Raw genomic sequence first — 24,241 nt, 5'->3', positions numbered from 1 at the left:
AGCGCCCGCACCCGGGGGAGCGGGCGGTGCACACCAGCGCGCCCAGCTCCATGGTGGCCGCCGCCCACTGGGCCGCGACCGGCTCCCGCGCCGGGAGGAGCGTCTGCGCGGTCCGCCGCTCGGCGGCCGTCGTCGCGTTCGGCGGATACGCGGTGCCGGTCACCGCGCGGGCGAAGACCCGCCGCACATTGGTGTCGAGCACGATGTGCCGCCGCCCGTACGCGAAGGACGCGACGGCCGCCGCCGTGTACTCCCCGACGCCGGGCAGGGCCAGCAACTGGCCGTGGTCCTCGGGGACTTCGCCGTCGTGCTGGGCCGCTATGGCGGTGGCCGCCGCGTGCAGCCGCAGCGCGCGGCGCGGATAGCCGAGCCGCCCCCAGGCGCGTACTGCCTCGCCGGGCGACTCCGCCGCGAGGTCGGCCGGGCGGGGCCAGCGGGCCAGCCACTCCTGGTGCACCGGCAGCACCCGGACGACCGGCGTCTGCTGGAGCATGAACTCACTGACCATCACCGACCACGCGCCCGCGTCCGGCCGCCGCCAGGGCAGATCACGGGCGTGCTCGCCGAACCAGTCGATCACCAGGTCGTGCAGCTCGGTGACGGCGGCCGGGGGAGCCGGGGGGACCGCGGAACCCGCGGAACCCGCGGAACCCGCGGGGGCGGCCGGGTCGGCCGGGGACGTGCGGGCTGAGGTACTGGCTGAGGTGCTGACGGAAGCGTCGCGGGTGTCGGTGCTCATGTCCTCCCGATCCTCGCACAGGCCACTGACAGCGACCGGCCGTCCCCTTAAACGTGATGATCGGCAAAGACCGGGCGCCGAGCGGCGGGTGTTGCGGCGAGGCGCGGGTGATCTCCCCTAGAGTTCGGGTGTGGGCTCAATGCGCAATCCCGTCGGACCTCTGCCGTCGACCATCTACTGGCGGCGGCGGGCCGTTGCGCTGTGTGTGCTCGCGCTCGTCGCCCTGCTGATCTTCTGGCTGGTCAACTCGACCGGCGGGGGCGGCGGCAGCGGCAACAACGGCTCCTCTGGCACCCACACCCCGGTCGGCACCATCACGCCGGGACCCGAGCCGACCGGTACGCACATCACCGGGCGCCCCGGTGGCCGCGACACCTCGGGCGGCGGCAGCGGCGGCTCCGCTGGTTCCTCCGCGGGCTCAGCGGGCTCCTCCGGCTCCGACGGCGGTTCCAACGGCGGTGCCACGGACGGCAGTTCGGCCGGTGCCGGTTCCTCGGCCGGCAACGGCGGCGACAACGGCGGTACGGCGGGCACCTCGTCGTCCGGCGGCGCGGCCTCCGGCGGTGTCGCCACCAGCGGCGGCTCGGGCAACGGCGGCTCCGGCGGTCAACTGCCCGTCGGCTCCACGCTCCCCGACTGCTCGCCCGGCAGCGTCCAGCTCTCGCTGCGCAGCGTCCAGAACTCCTACTCGCCGGACGAGACCCCCGTCTTCGAACTGCGCGCCGCGAATTCCGGATCCGTCTCCTGCAAGGTCGACTTCGGCCCCGCCAAGGCCGTCTTCACGATCACCGCGACCGCGGGCAACGCCCACACCTGGGCCTCCGACGACTGCCCCACCCCCGGCAGCGGCTCCTACCTCCTCCAGGTGCCCGCCCACGGCTCCACGACGTACACGCTGCGCTGGAACGCCAAGACCAGCTCCCCGAAGTGCGCGACCCCCAAGGGGAGCGCTGCCGCGCCCGGCACCTACCTCATCCAGGCCCAGCTCGCCGGCTACGGCGCCAAGCAGGTCTCCTTCGTCCTCTCCCAGGACTAGCCCCCCGGAGCCAGCCCCTGGCGGGGCGCTTCTGGTCTCCGGGGCAGCCGCCTCAGACGTACCGCTCCAGGATGGACGACTCGGCGAGGCGGGAGAGGCCCTCGCGGACGGAGCGGGCGCGGGCCTCGCCGACGCCGTCGACGGTCTGGAGGTCGTCGACGCTCGCGGCGAGCAGTTTCTGGAGGCCGCCGAAGTGCTCGACCAGGCGCTCGATGACGGTGTTGGGCAGTCGGGGCACCTTGGCGAGGAGCCGGTAACCGCGGGGCGAGACGGCGGAGTCGAGCGATTCGGGGGAGCCGGTGTAGCCCAGCGCCCGCGCCACGGTGGTGAGTTCGATGAGTTCGCTCTGCGGCAGCGAGTCGAGCTCGGCCATCGCCTCGTTGACCGTACGGCTGCGCTTGGCGGTCGGCTCCGGCACGTAGTCGCGGGCGACCAGTTCGCGCTCGGGCTCGACGCCCGCGATCAACTCGTCCAGTTGCAGGGCGAGAAGCCGTCCGTCGGTGCCCAACTCAATGACGTACTCGGCGATTTCGGTGGCGATCCGGCGGACCATCTCCAGGCGCTGGGCGACGGCGGTGACATCGCGCACCGTCACTAGGTCCTCGATCTCCAGCGCGGACAGTGTCCCGGCGACCTCGTCCAGGCGGAGCTTGTACCGTTCGAGGGTGGCCAGCGCCTGGTTGGCGCGGGAGAGGATCGCGGCGGAGTCCTCCAGGACGCGGCGCTGCCCGTCCACGTAGAGCGCGATCAGCCGCATCGACTGGCTGACCGAGACGACCGGGAAGCCGACCTGCTTGCTGACCCGGTCGGCGGTGCGGTGCCGGGTGCCGGTCTCCTCGGTGGGGATGGTCGGATCGGGGACGAGCTGTACGCCCGCGCGCAGGATCTTCGTCATGTCCTTGTCGAGGACCAGCGCGCCGTCCAGCTTGCACAGCTCGCGCAGCCGGGTCGCGGTGAACTCCACGTCCATCACGAAGCCGCCGGAGCACAGCGACTCCACGGTCTTGTCCATGCCCAGCACGATGAGGCCACCGGTGTTGCCGCGCAGGATGCGCTCCAGGCCGTCACGGAGCGAGGTGCCGGGTGCGACGGCGCTCAAAGAGGCGCGCATCAGCACGGCGTCGGCGCCGAAAATCCCGCCGGACCTGCCGGGGGAGTCGCCCGATGCCCTTCGGGCCGGGGGAGGGCCCCCTGCCCGGTCATTGGCTGCCACTCTGCAATCCTCCGGTCGCTACGGATGCCCAATGGGCGAGACCAGGGCAAAGTTTACGGCTTCCGGGGGGCGCGGCGCGGGCCGGACGGCTCCTACGGGGGTCCCACGAGGGTCTTACGGGGGTCCTACGGGGGTCCCGCGACGGCGCGCGAGCTCTCCCGGGAGCGCGCGCGAGGCCCCGCGCGACCGTGCGCCGGGCCTTTCGTGACTGTACGCCGAGCGCAACTCGAACGGGTGCCGGGCGCTCCCCGGAACCGCGAACCGGACGCTCTCCGGGAGAGGTGCGGACATTCCCGAGCCCGCGAGCCGTACGGCCGTACCGGTGGACGCCGTGGCGCTACGACCGTGCGGTCCGCTTCGGCAGGGCCCGCAGCGCGTCCCCTATGTCCGCGACCTCCACCACCTTCATGCCCGCCGGGACCTTGCCGGGGTCCGGCGGTACGAGGGCGTGGGTGAAGCCGAGCCGGGCCGCCTCCGACAGGCGGCGCTGCACGCCGGTGACCCGTCTGACCTCACCGGCCAGGCCCACCTCGCCGATCGCCACCAGGTTCTTCGGCAGCGGGGTGTCGATGGCCGCGCTGGCCAGCGCCAGCGCCACCGCGAGGTCGGCCGCGGGCTCGGTGAGCTTCACGCCGCCCACGGTCGCGGTGTAGATGTCCTGCTTGCCGATGGCCTTGATCCGGCCGCGCTGTTCGAGCACCGCGAGCATCATCGACACCCGCGAGTTCTCAAGACCCGAGGTGGTGCGGCGCGGCGAGGGGATCTGGGTGTCGACGGTCAGCGCCTGCACCTCGGCGACCAGCGGGCGGCGGCCCTCCAGCGTCACGGTCAGGCAGGTGCCGGGCACCGGCTCGTCGCGCCGGGTGAGGAAGAGGCCGGACGGATCGGCCAGGCCGGTGATGCCCTCGTCGTGCAGTTCGAAGCAGCCGACCTCGTCCGTGGCGCCGTAACGGTTCTTGATGCCGCGGATCAGCCGCAGCCGCGCGTGCCGGTCGCCCTCGAAGCTGAGCACCACGTCGACCAGGTGCTCCAGCAGCCGCGGGCCCGCGATCGAGCCGTCCTTGGTGACGTGGCCGACCAGGATGGTGGACATCCCGCGGTCCTTCGACGCGCGGATCAGCGCGCCCGCGACCTCGCGGATCTGCGCGGTGCCGCCGGGCGCGCCGTCCAGTTCGGCGGACGCGACGGTCTGCACGGAGTCCAGCACCAGCAGCGACGGCTTCACGTCGTCCAGGTGGCCGAGAACGGCCGAAAGATCGGTCTCCGCGGCCAGATACAGATGGTCGGCGAGCGCGCCGATCCGGTCCGCGCGCAGCCGTACCTGCGAGGCGGACTCCTCACCGGTCACGTACAGCGTCGCGCCCTGCTCGCTGGACGCCTTCGCGGCCACGTCCAGCAGCAGCGTGGACTTGCCGACGCCGGGCTCGCCCGCGAGCAGGACGACGGCGCCGGGCACCAGGCCGCCGCCGAGCACGCGGTCCAGCTCCGGCACGCCCGTGGAGCGCGCGGTCGCCTGCCGCCCGTCGACCTGGCGGATCGGCCGCGCCGCCGTCGTCACCCGGCCGGGCGCGGTGGTCCGTACGGCGGGCGCGGCCCCGAACTCCTCCACCGTCCCCCACGCCTGGCACTCGCCGCAGCGGCCCAGCCACTTCAGCGCCGTCCACCCGCACTCGGTGCAGCGGTAGGAGGGACGGTCCTTCGAGACGGTCTTACGGGCAGCCATGCCGCCCACGGTAGCGGGAGGGTCCGACAAGGCGGCCGGAAAGGCGGCGGGACCGGCTCCTGTTGCTGTCGGGGGCGCTCAAGGGGGCGTGCGGCGCGGACATCGAGCGCGTGCACGTGCGTTCACTCGTAAGAATGACGGAGCTGTCCCCTTTTGGGCAGCATCACTACCCATAAGGATTAACGCACGCCAGGAGAGCTGAACCGGGGGCCGCGCCGGGCCTACCGTCGCCCGGTGATGAGCAGGCAGGAGACCCCCACCCAGAACCAGACGACCGGCGCACACCGTAAGCACCGCGCGCCGGCCGGCCGGGCCGCCCGCAAGGACACGCCGGGCGCCGAGGCACCGCGCACCGAGGCACCGCGTGCGGAGGGATCGCGCGTGGAGGGATCGCGCGTGTCCCGTAAGGAGCAGCCGCGCAAGGACGCCCGTAAAGACGCCGGTAAAGGCGCCCGCAAGGCCGCCCGCAAGGAGCCGTCGCGCAAGGACGCCCGTCGGGAAGCGGCGCACAAGGCGCACGACCGCCAACGCCCGCACGGCACGCTCCCCATGCAGCCGCCCGCGCACTACGAACCGTATCTGGACGGCCTGTTCACGTACTGCCTGTCGATCCTGTGCGAGCACGACGCGGCGGCCGGGGCGCTCGGCGAGGTGCTGGCGCTCGCCGAACGGCAGCGCGGCCACCTGCGCGACCCGAAGCTGCTCCGCCCCTGGCTGTACGCGCTCGCCCGCTGGACCTGCCTGCGCCGGCTCGCCGCCGGGCCGCCGGAGCCGCCGAGCACGTCGGCCGCCGTCGCCGAGCAGCGGCACGCCCAACTCGCCGCGCTCGCCTGGCCCGAGGCCGCGGGCACCACGCCCGAGCAGCGCGAGGCACTGGAGTTGGCGGTCCGCCACCAACTCCCGCCGCACGAGGTCGCCGCCGTCCTCGGCATCGACGCCGACACCGCGCGCGGCCTGCTCGCCCGCGCCGCCTGCGAAGTGGAGCGGACCCGCACCGCGCTGTCCGTCGTGGACACCGGCAACTGCGCCGCACTCGCCCAAATCGCGGGTGAGACAAAGGTGTTGCTCGGTACGGCGCTGCGCACCGAACTCGTCAGGCACGTCGACGACTGCCCGGTGTGCAGGCGTACGGCCGAACGCGTCGTCGCCGCGGGGCCCTGGCCGGGGGCTTCGGGCGTGCCGGGCGCTCCGGGGGCCGGGTCCACCGCCGTCCTCGCCCTCATCGAGGCGCCGCGCTCGGCCGCGTACGCCGCCCTGCTGCACGCCATGGACGCCGGAGCCGGGCGGTCCCGCGACGCCACCCCGCGTTTCGACCGGCGCGGCTTCCCCATGGACCTCAAGGACCGCGCCGCCCGCCGCGCCCAGCTCAGACACCGGGCCGTCACCAGTACGGTCGTCGCGGCCGTCGTCGCCGCGCCCGTACTCGCCCTGTGGGCCGCCTACCACGCGGCGCCGCTCGGCGCCGACGCGCCCGGCACGGACCGCACCGCCAGCGAGCCCGACGGACTCAACGGCGACCCGTACCAGGAGGCGGGCAGCTCCCGGCAGGCCCCCGACCCCCAGCGCTCCGGCGGTACGGACACCCCCGCGCCGGTCCTCACCACGACCGTCTCGACCGACCCCACGGCCGCCGACTCGGCGTCCCCCGGCGGCAGTACGCTCACCGTCACCGCCAGCGGCACCACCGTCACGCTCACCGCGCGCGGCGCGGCCCCCGTGCACTGGACGGCCGACACCGCCGCGTTCTGGATCCGGCTCTCCGCGACCTCGGGCGACCTGCGGCCCGGAGAATCGGTCACTCTCACCCTGAGCGTCGACCACGCCCTGGAGCCCTCCGGCTCCTGGACCGCCCGCATCGCCTTCTCCCCGGCGCACGCGACCGTGATCCTGCGCGGCTCCTCCACCCGCAATGTGCCGCCGCCCGCCTCCGACTCCCCGACCACCCCGCCGCCGTCCTCGTCCTCCCCGACGACACCCCCGCCGACCACGCCTCCGCCGACGACCCCGCCGCCCACCACCCAGCCCCCGACGACCCCGCCGACGACTCAGCCGACGACCCCGCCCCCCACGACCGACGCCCCCACCACCGCGCCGGAGTCGCCGCGCCCGGCCCGATAGCCTTACGGCGACGGGCCGTTGAGGCCGGACCTCACGCGCGGCCTCAGGCGGCCGTCTCCAGCTCAAGCAGCAGGTGCTTGGCGTCGGCGCCGCCCGCGTACTGCCCGGCCGAACCGTCCGAGCGCACCACCCGGTGGCACGGCACCACCAGCGGCAGCGGGTTGAGCGCGCACGCCGTACCCACCGCGCGGACCGCCCTCGGACTGCCCGAGGCCGCCGCCACCTGCGCGTAACTCGCCGTCCTGCCGTACGCGATGTCCGGCAGACGCGTCAGCACCTCGCGCCTGAAACCCTTCGACAGCCGCCAGTCCAGGGGGACTTCGAAGCCGCGGCGCTCCCCGGTGAAGTACTCGTCGAGCTGGCGGCTCACCGCGTCCAGTCGCTTCGGGGCGCGCAGCACCCGCGGGCTGATCGTGTCCGCGAGCTGCTGGAGCACCGCCGCGTGGTCCTGCACGGCGAACGCCACGCGCACCAGGCCCTTCTCGGTCGCCGCCAGCAGCAGCGGGCCCACCGGGCTGTCCAGCGTCCGGTATGCGACGTCCAGCAGCCCGGCCTCCCCGGCCTCCGCCGCCAGGCGGTCGTGGAGCCGGTCCATCGTCGCGTCGTCCTTCGCGGCGAGGGCTTCTTCCAGGAGCTGGGCGGTCGAGTCCTTCGTGTCGTTCATGTGGGGTCTCCTCCTCTTGCGGTGTCTCGCGGATAGCTGCGGCGCAGGGCCTTCACCCCGTCGGAGGCGGCCCTGCGCGCCGCCTCCGGGCTGCCGCCCGTCACGGCGGCGATGTCCTTGTACGGCAGGCCCGCCAGGTAGTGGTACGCGACCGTCTGCCGCTGCCGCTCCGGCAGCGCCTTCAGCGCCGTCCACAGGTCCGGGTCCCAGTCCTCGGGCCGCCCGGTACGGCTTGCCCGTTCGGGCAGCTCCGCCAGCGGCGTCGCGCGGCGCGCGTTGCTCCGTGTGATGTCGACGGCCTTGCGGTGCGCGATGGTCACCAGCCACGCCTCGACGTTCGCGTCCGCGGGCAGCTCCGGGTACGCCCGCAGCGCGGCCAGGAAGGTCTCCGACCAGGCGTCCTGGGCGTCGTGCGGGCCCACGACGGCGCGGACGACGCGGAGCACCATTGGGCCGTGGGCGGTCACGATCTGTTCGAACAGTGGCTTGCTCACATGGGGTAAACGCGTGGGGGTGCCGAAACGTGAGGTGGCTTTCGCGGGGGTGTCTTTTCCCGCCCGCCCACCCGTGCGGGTGTGTTGTTCGTCTGCGGGTGCCGCTTGTGCCTGGTCGGTGCCGGTCCGGGGTACCTCCTCGAAATCCGTAACACCTGGCCCCTCGTATCCGGTGCCGTTCCTGTCAACGTATTTCTGCGGGGGCACCCCGCCCCGTCCCCTCCTCGCCCGTCGGCGTCCGCCTGTCCGGTGGGGGTGGCCGGGAGGGGGGTGGGTGGGGGCCGGGTACGTCGGCGTCCGGCTGTCCGGTGGGGGTGGGCGGACGCGGGGGTGGGCGGGCTCTCTGGTACGGCGGCGGTCGCCTGTCCGCTGGGGCTGAGGGGGGCGGGGCGGGTTGGGTACGTCGGCGGGTGCCGGACGTTGGTGAGGGGCGGGGATGGGGTGGGTGAGTTTGGTGGTCGGACACGGCCTAGCATCCTTGGGCATGGGGACGCGTGGGTGGCGGCTTGGGGCCGTGGTCGGGGTGGCGGTGCTGGCGGGGGTAGGTGCCTCGGGGCCGGAGCGGGCGGAGGCCGTTCGTGCGGCGGTGGGGCTTGGGCCGCTTCCGGCGGATCGTTACAACTACACGCCTGAGGACTATCAACGGGAGAAGCGGGCAACGGCGTTGCTGGTCCGGCAGTGTATGGCGAAACGCGGGCACGCGGCCTTTCCGCTCGATCCGCGTTACCCCACCGACCCCGCCATGCTCACCGCGGTCAGTACTGTGTACGGCGCACTCGACCTGGCCAACGCGGGCCGCTGGGGCTACGGATGGGACCCGGCGAAGTCCACCCCCACGCGGCCGCGGGGCCGTCGTATGACCCAGGCCGAGTACGCGGACTTTCCGGCCTGCAACGTGGAGGCGAACCGGCGGCTGATGCGTGGGATCGACGTCAAGCGGGACTGGCTCTACGCGAGCACGCGCTCGGTCGAGATCGACAAGGCCGTCAAACGCGACCCGCGCCTGCTCGCGGCCTGGGACGCGTGGTCCCGCTGCGTGGCCGACCAGGGGTTCGCCCGCTACTCCGACCCGCTCGCGGCCTTCGGGGACAAGGCGTGGCATCGCGGCAGCGACGGCAACACCACGCACACCCCGACCGAGCGCGGCACCGCCGTCGCCGACGTCACCTGCCAGCGCCGCCATCACACCGCCCAACTCCTGCACGCCGTACGCGCCCAGCAGCAGACCGCCGACATCGCCGCCCACCAGGACCGCTACACCGCCAGCCTCCGCGCCCTCCAGACCTTCCGGTCCACCATCTCCGACACCCTCCGCCACCTCACCTAGCTAGCGCCCGCACCCGCCCCGCCCCGCCCGGACGGCCGCGTGACCCTCCCCGGGCGGACGGCCGCGCGTGCCGGACCCGTACCCCGCCCACCCCTGCCGCGGACCGCCCACCCACCTCCCCCACGCCCCGCCCCCACCCCCGCAGACCGTTGGGCGCCGACGGGCGAGGAGGGGACGGGCCGGGGTGCCCCCGCAGAAATACGTTGACAGGAACGTCACCGGATACCCGAGACCAGGTGTTACGGATTTCGAGGAGGTACCCCGGCCCGGGACCGACCCCACGCACAAGAGCGCGCCCGGACGGTGCCGGGACCGCCCCCCACCCCCCAACGCCCCCCACGCCCCCACGCCCCCCACCCCCCCCACGCACAAGAGGCGCTAGGAGACGGGAGAAGCGGGGTCGGCGGGGTGCGGGGCCAGGAGAGGGAGGTGGGGGGCGGACAGGCGGGACTCGCACAGCGCGACGAGCGTGGCGTAGGCGTCGGCGCCCATGAGTTCGGTCAGCTCCGGGCGGTACGACACGTAGACCGGGTCACCGGCCCCGTGCGCGGACGTCGCCGACGTGCACCACCAGTGCAGGTCGTGGCCCCCCGGCCCCCACCCCCGCCGGTCGTACTCCCCGATCGACACGACCAGCACCCGCGAATCGTCCGGCCGGTCCACCCAGTCGAAAGTCCGCCGGATCGGCAACTGCCAGCACACGTCCGGCTTCGTCTCCAGCGGCTCGCGCCCCTCCCGCAGTGCCAGCGCGTGCAGCGCGCACCCCTGCCCGCCCGCGAACCCGGCCCGGTTGGAGAAGACGCACGCCCCGTCCACGACACGCGTCTGCCGCTCGCCCTCCTCGTTCTCCATCGCCCACGCGCCGTCGGCGCCCTCGGCGTGGAACTGCCACGTCTCCGGCGTGAGCCTGGCCACATGCCCGGCCACCCGCTTCTCGTCGTCGTCGTCCGAGAAGTGCGCGCCCAGCGAACAGCACCCGTCGTCCGCGCGCCCCGCCACGATCCCCTGGCAGCCGCTGCCGAAAACGCACGTCCAGCGCGAGGTGAGCCACGTGAGGTCGCAGCGGAAGACCTGCTCCTCGTCGGCCGGATCGGCGAATTCGACCCAGGCGCGGGCGAAGTCCAGCCCCACCTCGTCGCGGACCGTGCCTGCACTCTTCTTCTTGGCCTTGAGGGCCTTCACCTTCGCCACGCGCCCAAGAGTAAGACCGGAATGCGGCGAATGGTCGCCAACGGGTCGCGGATCACCTCCGCGCCACCGCGTGGCGGCCCGGCGTGGCGGCCCGGCGTGGCGGCCCGGCGCGGCGGTCCCGCGCGGCCCGCGGAACGGACACCCGCGTCGGCGCGCTAGCGTCGTGCCCATGCGACTCGGAGTGCTTGACGTGGGTTCCAACACCGTCCACCTGTTGGTGGTCGACGCGCACCCGGGCGCGCGCCCGCTCCCCGCGTACTCCCACAAGGCGGAGCTGCGCCTGGCGGAACTCCTCGACGAGCACGGCGCGATCAGTGCCGCCGGCGTCGACCGCCTCGTCGCCACGATCGCGGACGCGCTGCGCGTGGCGGAGGACAAGGGCGCCGAGGACGTGCTGCCCTTCGCGACCTCCGCGGTGCGGGAGGCGGCGAACGGCGAGGCCGTCTTGGCCCGGGTGGACGCGGAGACGGGCGTACGCCTCACCGTCCTGTCCGGCGAGGACGAGTCGCGGCTGACGTTCCTCGCCGTACGCCGCTGGTTCGGCTGGTCGGCCGGGCGCCTGCTGGTGCTCGACATCGGCGGCGGATCGCTCGAGGTCGGCTACGGCATGGACGAGTACCCGGACGCGGCCGTGTCCCTGCCGCTCGGCGCGGGACGGCTGACCGCTACGCGGCTGCCGGGCGACCCGCCGACCGCCGACGACGTACGGTCGCTGCGCAGGCACGTCCGCGCCGAGATCGCCCGTACGGTCCCGGACTTCGCCCGCTTCGGCCGGCCCGACCACGCGGTGGGCACGTCCAAGACGTTCAAGCAGCTCGCCAGGATCGCGGGCGCGGCCCGCTCCGCCGACGGCCTGTACGCCCAGCGCGGGCTGCGGCGCGGCGCGCTGGAGGAGTGGGTGCCGCGGCTCGCGGAGATGACGGCGGCGCAGCGCAGCACCCTGCCGGGCGTCTCGGTCGGCCGGGCCGGACAGCTCCTGGCGGGCGCCCTGGTGGCGGACGCCGCGATGGACCTCTTCGGCGTCGAGGAGCTGGAGATCTGCCCCTGGGCCCTGCGCGAGGGCGTCATCCTGCGCAAGCTCGACCTGATGGTGAACGACGGCGGGCCGGGGGCGGCCCTGGCCCGCTGGGGCGACTGAGCCCGTCCGCCGCGTCCGCCGAGCCCCCCGTGAGATCGGCGACAGTCCCCCCGCACCCCCCGACACCTGCCCCTTCCGCCCCGGCCGCCGCCGTACGCTGTTTCCCGTGGCTGAACCAGCGGGTCGGAAGACGGACGGCCGGACGACGGACGCCGCCCTGAGACGCGAATGGCGTACGGGGCAGCGCGCGCAGCACGCGCGGGAACGTCTCGCCCCCGCCGCGGGGTCCGTCGCGGGGTCCCGCGGCGGCGCGTCGAAGATCGTCCTGTCCACCGCCTCCGTCTACCCGGCCTCCACCGCCACCGCCTTCGAGATCGCCGCCCGCCTCGGTTACGACGGCGTCGAGGTGATGGTGTGGACCGACCCGATCAGCCAGGACGTGGACGCGCTGCGCCGCCTGTCCGACTTCCACCGGATGCCGATCCTGGCCGTCCACGCGCCGTGCCTGCTGATCGCGCAGCGCGTCTGGTCCGCCGATCCGTGGGTCAAGCTCCAGCGGGCCCGCGCGGTCGCCGAGAAGCTGGGCGCCTCGACCGTCGTGGTGCACCCGCCGTTCCGCTGGCAGCGCGGCTACGCCAGGGACTTCGTCGCCGGGATCTGGCGGATGGCGGACGAGACGGACGTACGGTTCGCGGTCGAGAACATGTACCCGTGGCGCTACCGGGACCGCGAGATGCAGGCGTACGCGCCCGACTGGGACGTCACCAACGACGACTACCGGCACCTGACCGTGGACTTCTCGCACGCGGCGACCTCCCGTACCGAGCCGTTCGCGCTGATGGCGAGGATGGCCGAGCGGATGGTGCACGTCCACCTCGGCGACAGCACGGGCTCCGCCAAGGACGAGCACCTGGTGCCGGGGCGCGGGAATCTGCCGTGCGCGGAGCTGCTGGCGTCGCTGGCGGCGAGCGACTACGACGGCCATGTGGTGGTCGAGGTGACCACCCGGCGGGCGATGTCGAGGGCCGAGCGCGAGGCGGACCTGGCCGAGGCGCTGGCCTTCACGCGGCTGCACTACGCGACCGCGGCACCGGTCGGCGGTGGTCCGGCATGAGTACGGCGAAGGCGTCCCCGGAACCTGACGGCCCCCCGGAACCTGAGGGCTCAGCGGAGCCCGACGGCCCCCACGAGCCCGGCGGCCCCCGGGAATCCGGTAAGCCGGCCGGCCGTCGCCGCGGCCGTCCCGCGGGGACGAAGGCCGGGACCGCCGAGACCCGTGACCGTATCCTCGCCGCCGCCCGCGAGGAGTTCTCCGCCCGCGGCTACGACAAGACCTCCGTCCGCTCGATCGGCAAGGCGGCGGGCGTCGACTCCGCCCTCGTCCACCACTACTTCGGCACCAAGGAACAGATCTTCGGCGCCGCCATCGAGCTGTCCTTCGCGCCCGCCATGAACATTCCCGACCTCGTCGTGGCGGGCGGTGTCGACGGCATGGGCGAGCGGGTGGCCCGGTTGATGCTGATGATCTGGGAGAACCCGGCCTCGCGCGAGCCGCTGCTGGCCATCGTCCGGTCCGCGGTCACCAACGAGACGGCCGCCGCGGTCTTCCGCGGCCTGGTCAGCCGCCGCGTCCTGGCCCGCCTCGCGGGCGGCCTCGACGTGCCCGACGCCGAATTCCGCGTGCAGCTCGCCGCCGCCCAGCTCGTCGGGATCGTCATGCTGCGGTACATCGTGCGGGTGGAGCCGATGGCCTCCGCCGACCCCGAGGACATCGTCGCCATGGTCGGCCCGGTCCTCCAGCGCTACCTCACCGCCGCCGACGTCCACCCGTAGGAACCCGCCCCCGTCAAGCCCCATGGGACCGCACGTCCCGCATACCGGACCGAACGTCCGGATCCTGGGCGACGGGCGTACCCTCGATGCTCTAGTACGGAGCAGTACGAGCCAAGTGAACCCAAGGGAGTGGACACCGTGCCCGAGCTGAGGTCACGTACGGTCACCCACGGCCGCAACATGGCGGGCGCCCGCGCGCTGATGCGCGCCTCCGGCGTCGCCAACAGCGACATCGGGAAGCCGATCATCGCGGTCGCCAACAGTTTCACCGAGTTCGTACCGGGTCACACGCACCTTCAGCCGGTCGGCCGGATCGTCTCCGAGGCGATCCTCGCGGCGGGCGCGGTGCCGCGCGAGTTCAACACGATCGCCGTGGACGACGGCATCGCGATGGGCCACGGCGGCATGCTCTACAGCCTGCCGTCCCGCGACCTGATCGCCGACTCCGTCGAGTACATGGTCGAGGCGCACTGCGCGGACGCGCTGATCTGCATCTCCAACTGCGACAAGATCACCCCGGGCATGCTGATGGCCGCGCTGCGCCTCAACATCCCGACCGTCTTCGTCTCCGGCGGTCCCATGGAGGCCGGCAAGGCGACGCTGGTCGACGGCACCGTCCGCAAGCTGGACCTGATCAACGCCATCGCGGACGCCGTCGACGAGAACATCTCGGACGAGGACATCCTCCGTATCGAGGAGAACGCCTGCCCGACCTGCGGCTCCTGCTCCGGCATGTTCACCGCCAACTCGATGAACTGCCTCACCGAGGCCATGGGCCTGGCCCTGCCCGGCAACGGCTCGGTCCTGGCCACGCACACCGCCCGCAAGGCGCTGTACGAGAACGCGGGCCGCACGGTCGTGGAGCTGACCAAGCGGCACTACGAGCAGGACGACGCGTCCGTGCTGCCGCGTGCCGTCGCCACCCGCGCCGCCTTCGACAACGCCATGGCGCTCGACATCGCCATGGGCGGCTCCACCAACACGATCCTGCACCTGCTGGCCGCCGCCCAGGAAGCCGATCTCGACTACGGCCTGGACGACATCAACGCCGTCTCGCGCCGCGTCCCCTGCCTGGCCAAGGTCGCGCCGAACGTGGCGCCCGGCGGCACGTACTACATGGAGGACATCCACCGGGCCGGCGGCATCCCCGCCATCCTCGGCGAGCTGTACCGCGGCGGGCTGCTCAACGAGGACGTGCACACCGTCCACTCGCCCTCCGTCAAGCAGTGGCTCGACACCTGGGACGTGCGCGGCGGCTCCGCTTCCGGCGAGGCCGTCGAGCTGTGGCACGCGGCGCCCGGCTGCAAGCGCTCCGCCGAGGCGTTCTCGCAGTCCGAGCGGTGGGACACCCTGGACACCGACGCCGCGGGCGGCTGCATCCGCGACGTCGCGCACGCCTACTCCGCCGACGGCGGCCTGGCCGTGCTGCGCGGCAATCTCGCTCTGGACGGCGCGGTCGTGAAGACCGCGGGCGTGGACGAGTCGATCTGGACCTTCGAGGGCCCGGCCGTCGTCTGCGAGTCGCAGGAAGAGGCCGTCGACAAGATCCTCGCCAAGCAGGTCAGCCCCGGCGACGTCGTCGTGATCCGCTACGAGGGCCCGCGCGGCGGCCCCGGCATGCAGGAGATGCTCTACCCCACGTCGTTCCTCAAGGGCCGCGGCCTCGGCAAGGTCTGCGCCCTGGTCACCGACGGCCGGTTCTCCGGCGGCACGTCGGGCCTGTCCATCGGCCACGCCTCACCCGAGGCGGCCTCGGGCGGCACCATCGCCCTGGTCGAGGACGGCGACCGCATCCGGATCGACATCCCCCACCGCTCCATGGAACTCCTGGTGTCCGAGGAGGAGTTGGCCGCCCGCCGCGAAGCCCTCGGCGGCGTCTACGCCCCCCGCGACCGCACCCGCAAGGTCTCCACCGCCCTGCGCGCCTACGCGGCCATGGCCACCAGCGCCGACCGCGGCGCCGTCCGCGACATCACCAAGCTGGAGCGCTGACACCGGCAGCGCACGCACGACGCCCCCGTACCGTGATCCGGTGCGGGGGCGTCGTCGTCGTACGGCCGCGCTGTACCTGGACGTACGCGTATCCGTTATCCGTGCGGGGGCGTGTACGTGCACGTATACGCGTACGTGTCGACGGTCAGAGGTGGTCGATGCCCGTGAGGTCGACGCTGATGCGGTACGGGACCTGGACGGTCAGCTCCTCGCGGTGCACGCCGGTGAGGGCGTACGAGTGCGAGGCCGGATCCCATTCGTGCACGTAGACCATCGGGCGCTCGGTCTCGGTGTCCTCCTCCACGCGCCACAGGTGCGTGACCCCCGCTTCCTCGTACGGGTGAGGCTCACTCTCGTCGGCGTCGGAGGGCAGGACTTCCACGGCGAGGACGACGACGTTCTCCGCCTCCGCGCCGACCACGACGATGTCCGGTTCGGCCACCGTGCGCTCGTCGACGACCACCGCCACGTCCCGGCGCACCCGCAGGTGCGCCGGGAGCGTACGGCGGAGGCTGTGCGTCATCAAATACCGCGCCAGCGTGCGGAATCGCTCCTGCCGCGCGGGGCTCTCAGCGGCGTGCGCCGTTAATTTTCCTTCCATGGACAGTAAGTATGACCCCTGGGCAGAGAATGACGCTGGCATATGCCAATTCAGAGGTGGCGACCGCGCCTCGCCCGAGCGGTCCTGAACACGAGGAAGCCGCCGAGGAGCAGTGATCCGGAGGCGAGTCCCGTCGCCCATCCGACCTCGGCGCCGGTGTCCGGGAGAGTGCCGCCGCCGGGGGTGGTCCAGGTCCCGGTGGGCGTCGGCGGGGGAGTGGTGCCGCCCGTCCCGGACGGGTTCGGGGAGGTGGTGGGCGAGGTGGTCGGTGACGTCGTGGGCGAGGTGGTGGGTGAGGTGGTGGGCGAGGTGGTGGGCGGTGGGGTCGTGCCGCCGGTCTCCGGGCCGGTCGGGGTGGGCGTCCCGGTGGTCGGCGGTGTCGTCGGCGGTGTCGTCGCCGGGGTCGTCTCGGTCGGCGGCGTCACCGGGGCCGTCGTGTTGACCGAGTTCGTCGGGGTCGGGGTCGGGGTCGCCGTGTCGCACGTGACGGCGACGTGGCCGAGGCGGAGGTCGACCAGCGGTCCCGAGTACGCCGGGGCGCCGCCCGTGTCGGTGAACGTGCCGCTGACGGTGATGTCGACGCCCGCGTCCGCGCTGGTGGCGGCCGTCGGGGCGCCGCCGGGCGGGTGCTGGTACGGCTCGTACGTCACGGTGAGGGTGCCGCCGCCGATGCCGGAGGCGCCGATCTCCGCGCCGGTCACGTCGAAGGTGGTCGTCCCGACCGGGACGGTGTGGCCCAGTACGTCGATCACACCGCCGTCCGTCCGCGCGTACGCGAGCGCGTACGGGCCCACCGGCGGCGGAACGCACTCCGCGTAAGCGTCCAGCGACCCGACGCTGATGAAGTCCTTGGAGTTCAGGCCGAGCGTGAAGCCGCCCGCCTGCGCCTGCGCGAAGGTCTTGTCCGGTCCGGCGTCCGTACGGGCCGTGACCGCGCCGATCACCGTCAGATGCGACAGCACGCCGGACGGGTCGGAGAAGTCACCGCCGTCCGGGCCGCCGTTTGGGGCGGAGGCGGCGTGGCCGTACTGGCCCTGGAAGGCGCTCAAGCCGAGCGGCGGGGCGGGTGCGAGGGTGAGGTCGACCAGGGAGCTGGTCGCCGCCGCCGCGCCTGCGGCGGGGGCGGCGGCCGTTCCCGGGCCCGCGGCCGTCGCCGCGCCCGACCCGGCGGCCAGGGTGCAGGCGGCGGCGGTGAGGGCGGCGGCGCCCAGGCCGAGGAGGAGGTGGGAGGTGGGGGGACGGCGCCGGGGCCGGGGCCGGTTCTCGGGCTCGGGAGAGGCCGGGAGGACGTCTGACCGGTTATCTGACATATCGTCAGGAAAACGTATTTTGTCGTCCAGCTCGCTGACCCTCGGCCGAACGGGTGTGTCAGGGAACGTCCCGTTCTGGGTCATAATCGATGACGTGGACGAGGTGAGTGAAGTGAAGCGGCGGGTTGGCGGTGGCGGTGGCGGGAGCAGGGGCGGGAGCGGGAGCGGCGGGGCGGCTGAGGGGGTGGCGCGGCCCGAGCCGATCCGTTTCTTCGGGACGACGTGGGTCGCGCACGACGGCGGATACGCCTGGCGGCGGGCCGGGCTCGCGGCCGGGTCCCTTGTCGCCGTCGCGGCGGGGGCGGCGGTGCTGCGGTTCGGCTTTCAGGGGCTGGCCGACGCCGATGTCGGGCCCTTTGTGACGTTTCTGGCGGTGGCCGGGTTCGCCGTGTGCAGCGGTCTCGCTTTTCAGCGGACGTGGCGGGGGTTTTCGCGGCGGCGGGAGTCGGGTTCCGAGCCGGGGCTTTTGGTGATCGGCTTTCTGGGCGTGCTCCTCGCCTATTTCTTTCGGGCCTTTACGGAGGCGCCGGGTGAGGCGTTGCACCGGGCCGAGCATGTCGCCGCCTTGGGGCGGCGCCGCTCCTAGTCTTTTCCTTCTTTCCCGCCCGCCCGCCCACCCGTGCGGGTGTTTTCTTCGTCTGCGGGTGCCGCTTGTGCCTGGTCGGTGCCGGCCCGGGGTACCTCCTCGAAATCCGTAACACCTGGCCCTGCGTATCCGGTGCCGTTCCTGTCAACGTATTTCTGCGGGGGCACCCCGGCCCGTCCCCTCCTCGCCCGTCGGCGTCCGCCTGTCCGCTGTGGGTGATGGGTGATGGGGGAGGGGGCGGGGTTACCCTCGGCGGGTCCACAGGCCGAACCACTGCTCGGCGCCGTACTCCTCGAAGCGTTCGACCTCGGTGAACCCGAGCTTCTCCGCGACGCGCAGCGACGCCGTATTGGCGGTCTGAGTGCAGAGCACCACCGGCTCGTCGGGGAGCGCGTCGGCGACCCAGGTGAGCGCTGCCGCGCAGGCTTCTGTGGCGTATCCGTGTCCCCACGCCTCGGGCAGGAACATGTAGCCGAGTTCGGCTTCCTCGCCCTCCGGACGGACGTGCCCTTTGCTCTCGGCGCTGTGCCGGTCGATCGTGACGATGCCGATCATCGCTCCGTCGAGGTCAACCACAAACAGCCCATGCCGTCGCCTTGGTATCGCGGGCACTGCCCGCTCCATCTCGTCCCGCTCTCGGGGTCCTCCCACATACGTCCCCACTTCCGCCGAACAGAACAACTCAATCACCGCCCCCCGATCCCCCGCCCCCGGCTCCCTCAACCAGAGCCGCCCCGTCCGAATCCCCCCACCCGGCCACCCCTCCACCCACCCCAATCCACCCATCCCCCAAACCTATCCCCGCCCCTCCTCGCCAATCCGAATAAGCCCCCGCCCGCGTCCCGACACCCCCTCCCAAGCCAGTCCTCGCCCCACCCGACAGTCACCGATCCACCCGTCCCCGCCGCGCCCACTCGCACCCCCTCCCCAAGACCACCGCCCCTCCCCCAGCCCCTCCACCGGCTCAAACCCGGGCACCCGGCACCGAGCACCCGGTACCCGGTTCCCCTCCACCCGCCCACGGCGAACGGTTCGGTCGGCGCCGTACGGGTGGGTGGGTCCGGTGCCCACCCACCCCGCCGCCCATGGCGAACCGCCTTCCGCAGCCGTACCGGCGGGGGCGGCTTCCCGCCCACCCCCCACCCCCACCCCATGGCGGGCCGCCACTCGCAGACGGAGCGGAGGGGACGGGGCGGGGTGCCCCCGCAGATTTGCGTGCTGACAGGGCGTGGACGGATGCGCAGGGAGCAGGCAGCACGCAGCTCGAGGAGGTGCCCCGGCCCGGGACCGACACCAGGAACAGCGCAGGGCGGTGGGCAAAGGAAAAGGTGCCCGGGGGAAAGAGACCCCCCAGGCACCGAAGTGCGCCGACCATGCGACACGGGTGACGTCAAGCGCTCAAGACGGTAAAGACGTCAGGCGCGGCGCGCTGCCGAAACGGTACCGACGGCTCCCACGACGGCCGCCACGACAGCCCCGTGCCAGACCCCGGTCCAGAGCGACCCGAAGAACCCCTGACTGGTCAGGACCTCCCGAATTACGAAGTCGCTGACAAGCATGAGGGCACCGGGCACAGTCGCCACCCGCCACGGATGCTCCCGCGCCCACCTCCGTATCCGGTGATCCCGCCCCCGCGCGCCCCCGGAGTACCCGAGCACCGCCCCGGCCCCGCCCACGCAGTAGAAAAGCAGGGCGCCCACAGACAGCGCCCCGGCCAGAATGCCGAGCCCGAAGTGCCCGTGCACGAGGTGCAGGGCAACCGACACCCCACCCCCGATCGCACCGACGGCAGCAGCCGGCCGCCAAGGTCCAAGCGTCGCCGAGGCCACGGCCAACTGCCGCTTCTCAACGCGCGATGCAGCAACTTCTCGGGATGAACGCCTCATACCGCAACGATCCTGCGCCCCCACCGCGAACGCCATAGGGGATGACCCTGACCGCCCCCGGACCCCGCCCCCGGTCCAGGCACCCCGGCCCCCGTCCCGGCCCCCAGTCCAGGCACTGCGGCACCCGCCCCGGCCCCCGGCCTGCGCCGGCCTCGCACAAGACCCGCACCCGCCCCGGCCCGGGGCGCCGCGCCCCCGGACCCGGCCCGCCCCCGGACCCGGCCCCCCCGAAAACCCACCCCCACTCCGGAGGAGCACGGCTTGACGCGCACCCCGCCCCGGGTGTTTATTCATCGCATGATGAATAAAGCCCCCGGACCCGCCATCGAGGCCGCCGGCCTCCGCGTCGTACGCGGTGGCCGCACCGTGCTCGACAACCTCTCCTTTACCCTCCCGCCCGGCCGAATCACCGGCCTCCTCGGACCGAGCGGCTGCGGAAAATCCACGCTGATGCGAGCGATCGTCGGCTCGCAGGCCCACGTCACCGGCACCCTCAACGTGCTGGACCATCCGGCGGGCCACCGCAGCCTGCGCCCGCGCCTCGGATACGTGACGCAGGCGCCGTCGGTCTACTCCGACCTCACCGCCCGGCAGAATCTCGACTACTACGCCGCCGTGCTCGGCATCGCGCACCGCGACCGCGCCGCCCAGGTCGAACGCGCCCTGACGGACGTCAACCTGATGTCGCACGCCGAAAGCCTCGCCGCCAACCTCTCCGGCGGCCAGCGCGGCCGGGTCTCCCTCGCGGTGGCCCTCCTCGGCGAGCCGGAACTGCTGGTACTGGACGAGCCGACGGTCGGCCTCGACCCGGTGCTCCGCAGGGACCTGTGGGAACTGTTCCACCGGCTGGCCGACGAGCGCGGCGCGACCGTACTCATCTCGTCGCACGTCATGGACGAGGCGGAACGCTGCCACCGCCTGCTGCTGATGCGCGAGGGCCGCATCCTCGCCGACGACACCCCCGACGCACTGCGCGAGCGCACCGGCTCCGACACGGTCGAAGAGGCGTTCCTGCGCCTGGTCGACGCGGCCAACGACGGTGACAAGGACAAGGAGGCGGGCGGCGAGCCGAAACCCCCGGCCCAGCACACCCCGCCCTCCGCACAAGCCAGTGCCAGCGCCAGTGCCAGTGCCAACGAATCCGCCGAGTCCGCCCCCACAGAATCGACCGCGCGATGAACCTCGACCGCACCCTCGCCACGGCCCGCCGCGTCCTGCGCCAGCTCAGCCACGACCCGCGCACGATCGCCCTGATGCTCGTCGTCCCGTGCGTGCTGCTGACACTGCTGAAGTACGTCTTCGACACCAGCCCGCAGACGTACAACTCGGCCGGCGCCTCGCTCCTCGGCATCTTCCCGCTGATCACGATGTTCCTGGTCACGTCGATCGCCACGCTGCGCGAACGCACCTCGGGCACCCTGGAGCGGCTGCTGTCCATGCCGCTCGGCAAGGCCGACCTGCTCGCCGGGTACGCGCTCGCGTTCGGCGCCGTCGCCGTCGTCCAGGCCGCGCTCGCCACCGGCCTGTCCGTCCTGGCGCTCGGCCTCGACGTCACCGGCTCGGCGTGGCTGCTGCTGGTCGCCGCGCTCGCCGACGCGTTCCTCGGCACCGCGCTCGGCCTGTTCGTCAGCGCCTTCGCGTCCAGCGAGTTCCAGGCCGTGCAGTTCCTGCCCGCCGTGCTGCTCCCGCAGATCCTGCTGTGCGGCCTGTTCGTCCCGCGCGGCGACATGCAGCCGGTCCTCAGCGGCCTGTCGAACGTGCTCCCCATGTCGTACGCCGCCGACGCCACCACCCAGATCGTCCACCACACGGGTGTCACCGGCGACTTCGTACGCGACCTGATCATCGTCGCCTGCTGCGCCCTCCTGGCCCTCGGCCTGGGCTCGGCCACCCTGCGCCGCCGCACCACCTGAACAACAGAGGGACGACCGAAGGGCGGACGCGGCCCGCTTGCCCCGTCCGCCCCTGCGAAGATGGCCGGTATGACCGCCCAGAAGCAGAAAGTCGCCGTTCTCGGCACCGGCAAAATCGGCGAAGCCCTCCTGTCCGGCATGATCCGCGCCGGATGGGCCCCGGACGACCTGCTGGTCACCGCCCGCCGCCCCGAACGCGCCGAGGAACTGCGCGCCCGTTACGGCGTCGAGGCCGTCACGAACGCCGAGGCCGCCAAGGCAGCCGACACCCTCATCCTGGCGGCCAAGCCCCAGGACATGGGCGCCCTGCTGGACGAGCTGGCCGCGCACGTACCGGCCGACCGCCTCGTGATCAGCGCCGCCGCCGGCATCCCGACCGCCTTTTTCGAGGAGCGGCTGGCGGACGGCATCGCGGTCGTACGGGTCATGCCGAACACCCCCGTGCTGGTGGACGAGGGCATGTCCGTGATCTCGGCGGGCCGCCACGCCACCGAGGCCCACCTCGCCCGTACCGAGGCCATCTTCAAGCCGGTCGGCAAGACCCTGCGCGTCCCGGAGAAGCAGCAGGACGCCGCGACCGCCCTGTCCGGTTCCGGACCCGCGTACTTCTACTACCTGGTCGAGGCCATGACCGACGCGGGCATCCTGCTCGGCCTCCCGCGCGCCCAGGCCCACGACCTCATCGTGCAGTCCGCCATCGGCGCCGCCGTGATGCTCCGCGACAGCGGCGAGCACCCGGTCAAGCTCCGCGAAGCCGTCACCTCCCCGGCGGGCACCACCATCAACGCCATCCGCGAACTGGAGAACCACGGCGTACGCGCCGCCCTCCTCGCCGCCCTCGAAGCCGCCCGCGACCGAAGCCGCGAGCTGGCCTCCGGCAACGGATGACCCGGCTCGACGGATACGGCCGCACCGGCTACGTGGGCGGCAGCAGTCCCACCGCCCGGTAGGCCGCGTCAACGGTCGGCCGGGCCAGCGCCCGCGCCGCCGCCGCGCCGTCCCGCAGCACCCCGTCCACGTACGACGGATCGGCGCTGAACTCGGCGTGCCGCGCCCGCAACGGCCGCAGCAGCTCCACCACCGCCTCCGCCGTGTCCCGCTTCAGGGCCCCGTACGCCGTGTACTCCCCGGCCAGCGTCTCCGGCTCCTTGCCCGTACAGGCGGCCAGGATGTCCAGCAGGTTCGCGACGCCCGGCCGCGCCTCGCGGTCGTACTCCACCTCGCCGGCCCCGCTGTCCGTCACCGCACGCATCACCTTCTTGGTGATCGCCTCGGGTTCGTCGAGCAGGTAGATGATCCCGGCGGTGGCGTCGTGCGACTTGCCCATCTTGCCGGTGGGGTCCTGGAGGTCCATGACCCGCGCGGCCACGGCGGGCCGTACGGCGCGGGGTACGACGAACGTCCGCCCGTACCGCTGGTTGAACCGTTCCGCCAGCACCCGCGTGAGCTCCACATGCTGCGTCTGGTCCTCGCCGACCGGCACCTCGTCGGCGCGGTACGCCAGGATGTCCGCCGCCATCAGCGCCGGGTACGTGAGCAGCGACAGCCGTACGCTCTGCCCGGCCGCCTGCGCCCGCGCGGACTTCTCCTTGTACTGGACCATGCGCCGCATCTCACCGTCGGTGGCCACGCACTCCATGACGTACGACAGCCGCGCGTGCTCGTCGACGTGGCTCTGCACGAACACCGTGCACACCTGCGGATCGAGCCCGGCCGCGAGCAGCAGGCTCGCCGCCTGCCGGGTGAGCCGTCGCACCCGCGCCGGATCGTGGTCGACGGTGAGCGCGTGCAGGTCCACCACGCAGAACAGCGACTCCGCCCGGTGCTGGTCCTCGTCCGCCCACCGCCGGATCGCGCCGAGGTAATTCCCCAAGGTGAGGTGCCCGGTCGGCTTGACCCCACTGAAAATCCGCGTCATGACTGCTGTCTCCTGGTCCTGGTCGGGTTCGCGGGACCACCGCCCACCGCGGCCGGGACAACAGAAAACGGCCGCCGAGGCGGCGGCCGTTGGATGCATACGTGACTCCTGGCCGCCCTAGGCGGCCCACCACTGAGAGGTGCACGCATGCGATGTCATACGACCCACAGTAGCCCTCCGGCCACCGTCTGGGCACCGAGTTGACACTCCTAGGACCCGTGCGTAACGTTCTCCGAGCTGTCCGAGCGTGAGCGCCGACTCCGGTCGGTCCCCGGGCAGCCATTCCGCAGCAAACAAACGAGCGACTACGGCATGCCGTGGCGTTCACTTGTGCGCATTCGGAATGGGGCAGGAACGGAAAGCGGCCGATTTGGTTCGACCGCCGAAGTTCAGCTAATGTCTCACTCGTCGGAACGGCCGAACAGCCGGAAAGACAAGCCCCGCTGACTGGGGGTCAGGCACTGGAAAGCGTCTGATAGAGTCGGAGACACGACGAAGGGAAAGCCCGGAGGGCCGGTGAAACGGTCTGAAGGAAGCTTCCGTTCTTTGAGAACTCAACAGCGTGCCAAAAGTCAACGCCAGATATGTTGATACCCCGTCTCGTTACGAGACGAGGTTC

The 24,241-nt window shown here is 72.7% G+C and carries 21 protein-coding genes; 11 read left to right on the top strand and 10 right to left on the bottom strand.

The window, feature by feature from the left end; translation table 11 throughout:
- Positions 1-739: A/G-specific adenine glycosylase (locus tag BGM09_RS24955; RefSeq protein WP_188283949.1), on the bottom strand; the 739-nt coding region annotated here is incomplete at its 3' end.
- 139 nt (positions 740-878) lie between these two features.
- Between BGM09_RS24955 and BGM09_RS24950 the strand changes: the two genes are divergently transcribed.
- A complete protein-coding gene (locus BGM09_RS24950; RefSeq protein ID WP_223187557.1) occupies positions 879-1,775 on the top strand; it encodes a hypothetical protein in 897 nt (298 codons plus the stop codon).
- 52 nt (positions 1,776-1,827) lie between these two features.
- On the opposite strand, the gene disA is transcribed toward BGM09_RS24950, so the two are convergent.
- Both disA and radA read right to left on the bottom strand, forming a co-directional pair.
- Positions 1,828-2,988, bottom strand: a complete 1,161-nt coding sequence (disA, locus tag BGM09_RS24945; RefSeq protein ID WP_411158365.1) for a DNA integrity scanning diadenylate cyclase DisA — start codon at positions 2,986-2,988, stop codon at positions 1,828-1,830.
- A gap of 337 nt (positions 2,989-3,325) precedes the next feature.
- Entirely contained in the window at positions 3,326-4,711 is a 1,386-nt protein-coding gene (radA, locus tag BGM09_RS24940) for a DNA repair protein RadA (protein ID WP_188283946.1), read from the bottom strand.
- 237 nt (positions 4,712-4,948) lie between these two features.
- On the opposite strand from radA, the gene BGM09_RS24935 reads away from it, so the two are divergent.
- Positions 4,949-6,829 carry a BACON domain-containing protein gene (locus BGM09_RS24935; RefSeq protein WP_188283945.1) on the top strand — a complete coding sequence of 627 codons (1,881 nt, stop codon included), beginning with the start codon at positions 4,949-4,951 and terminating at the stop codon, positions 6,827-6,829.
- Between the two features lie 43 nt (positions 6,830-6,872).
- On the opposite strand, the gene BGM09_RS24930 is transcribed toward BGM09_RS24935, so the two are convergent.
- Positions 6,873-7,493 carry a methylated-DNA--[protein]-cysteine S-methyltransferase gene (locus BGM09_RS24930; protein WP_188283944.1) on the bottom strand — a complete coding sequence of 207 codons (621 nt, stop codon included), beginning with the start codon at positions 7,491-7,493 and terminating at the stop codon, positions 6,873-6,875.
- Positions 7,490-7,987 carry a sigma-70 family RNA polymerase sigma factor gene (locus tag BGM09_RS37985; protein WP_317452886.1) on the bottom strand — a complete coding sequence of 166 codons (498 nt, stop codon included), beginning with the start codon at positions 7,985-7,987 and terminating at the stop codon, positions 7,490-7,492. The genes BGM09_RS24930 and BGM09_RS37985 overlap by 4 nt, the downstream gene beginning before the upstream one ends.
- Positions 7,988-8,729: 742 nt before the next feature.
- Between BGM09_RS37985 and BGM09_RS24920 the strand changes: the two genes are divergently transcribed.
- Entirely contained in the window at positions 8,730-9,314 is a 585-nt protein-coding gene (locus BGM09_RS24920) for a hypothetical protein (protein ID WP_223187556.1), read from the top strand.
- Between the two features lie 378 nt (positions 9,315-9,692).
- Here the strand turns inward: BGM09_RS24920 and BGM09_RS24915 are convergent, their stop codons facing one another.
- The gene (locus BGM09_RS24915; RefSeq protein ID WP_188283941.1) at positions 9,693-10,505 is read right to left on the bottom strand and encodes a hypothetical protein; all 813 of its coding nucleotides are present in this window, start codon (positions 10,503-10,505) and stop codon (positions 9,693-9,695) included.
- Between the two features lie 169 nt (positions 10,506-10,674).
- On the opposite strand from BGM09_RS24915, the gene BGM09_RS24910 reads away from it, so the two are divergent.
- From BGM09_RS24910 to ilvD, 4 genes are all read left to right on the top strand, one after another.
- A complete protein-coding gene (locus tag BGM09_RS24910; protein WP_188283940.1) occupies positions 10,675-11,643 on the top strand; it encodes a Ppx/GppA phosphatase family protein in 969 nt (322 codons plus the stop codon).
- 259 nt (positions 11,644-11,902) lie between these two features.
- A complete protein-coding gene (locus BGM09_RS24905; protein WP_317452888.1) occupies positions 11,903-12,697 on the top strand; it encodes a sugar phosphate isomerase/epimerase in 795 nt (264 codons plus the stop codon).
- Positions 12,694-13,416 (top strand): TetR family transcriptional regulator, encoded by a 723-nt coding sequence (locus BGM09_RS24900; protein WP_188283939.1) that lies wholly within the window; start codon positions 12,694-12,696, stop codon positions 13,414-13,416. Before BGM09_RS24905 ends, BGM09_RS24900 begins: the two co-directional genes overlap by 4 nt.
- A 138-nt stretch (positions 13,417-13,554) precedes the next feature.
- Positions 13,555-15,408, top strand: a complete 1,854-nt coding sequence (gene ilvD / locus BGM09_RS24895; RefSeq protein WP_188283938.1) for a dihydroxy-acid dehydratase — start codon at positions 13,555-13,557, stop codon at positions 15,406-15,408.
- Positions 15,409-15,553: 145 nt separating this feature from the next.
- Here ilvD and BGM09_RS24890 read toward each other — a convergent pair whose 3' ends face one another.
- The gene (locus BGM09_RS24890) at positions 15,554-15,931 is read right to left on the bottom strand and encodes a Uma2 family endonuclease (RefSeq protein WP_188283937.1); all 378 of its coding nucleotides are present in this window, start codon (positions 15,929-15,931) and stop codon (positions 15,554-15,556) included.
- Between the two features lie 128 nt (positions 15,932-16,059).
- Positions 16,060-17,319: a hypothetical protein gene (locus tag BGM09_RS24885; protein ID WP_188283936.1), complete on the bottom strand. Its 1,260-nt coding sequence runs from the start codon at positions 17,317-17,319 to the stop codon at positions 16,060-16,062.
- A gap of 112 nt (positions 17,320-17,431) precedes the next feature.
- On the opposite strand from BGM09_RS24885, the gene BGM09_RS24880 reads away from it, so the two are divergent.
- A complete protein-coding gene (locus tag BGM09_RS24880) occupies positions 17,432-17,905 on the top strand; it encodes an EamA/RhaT family transporter (RefSeq protein ID WP_411158366.1) in 474 nt (157 codons plus the stop codon).
- A 243-nt stretch (positions 17,906-18,148) separates the two neighbouring features.
- On the opposite strand, the gene BGM09_RS24875 is transcribed toward BGM09_RS24880, so the two are convergent.
- Positions 18,149-18,691 carry a GNAT family N-acetyltransferase gene (locus tag BGM09_RS24875; RefSeq protein ID WP_188283934.1) on the bottom strand — a complete coding sequence of 181 codons (543 nt, stop codon included), beginning with the start codon at positions 18,689-18,691 and terminating at the stop codon, positions 18,149-18,151.
- A 1,397-nt stretch (positions 18,692-20,088) separates the two neighbouring features.
- On the opposite strand from BGM09_RS24875, the gene BGM09_RS24870 reads away from it, so the two are divergent.
- The 3 genes from BGM09_RS24870 (at position 20,089) to proC (ending at position 22,592) form a co-directional block, all read left to right on the top strand.
- Positions 20,089-20,970, top strand: a complete 882-nt coding sequence (locus tag BGM09_RS24870; protein WP_188283933.1) for an ABC transporter ATP-binding protein — start codon at positions 20,089-20,091, stop codon at positions 20,968-20,970.
- A complete protein-coding gene (locus BGM09_RS24865) occupies positions 20,967-21,704 on the top strand; it encodes an ABC transporter permease (protein WP_188283932.1) in 738 nt (245 codons plus the stop codon). Before BGM09_RS24870 ends, BGM09_RS24865 begins: the two co-directional genes overlap by 4 nt.
- 69 nt (positions 21,705-21,773) lie before the next feature.
- A complete protein-coding gene (gene proC / locus BGM09_RS24860; RefSeq protein ID WP_391128077.1) occupies positions 21,774-22,592 on the top strand; it encodes a pyrroline-5-carboxylate reductase in 819 nt (272 codons plus the stop codon).
- Between the two features lie 28 nt (positions 22,593-22,620).
- Here the strand turns inward: proC and trpS are convergent, their stop codons facing one another.
- Positions 22,621-23,622, bottom strand: a complete 1,002-nt coding sequence (gene trpS, locus BGM09_RS24855) for a tryptophan--tRNA ligase (RefSeq protein ID WP_188283930.1) — start codon at positions 23,620-23,622, stop codon at positions 22,621-22,623.
- Positions 23,623-24,241 lie beyond the last annotated feature (619 nt).

The sequence above is a fragment of the Streptomyces sp. CBMA29 genome (assembly GCF_014596445.1).
Lineage (GTDB): Bacteria > Actinomycetota > Actinomycetes > Streptomycetales > Streptomycetaceae > Actinacidiphila.
Note: the sequence above shows the minus strand (reverse complement) of the source record. Positions and strands in the feature narration are given on the sequence as shown.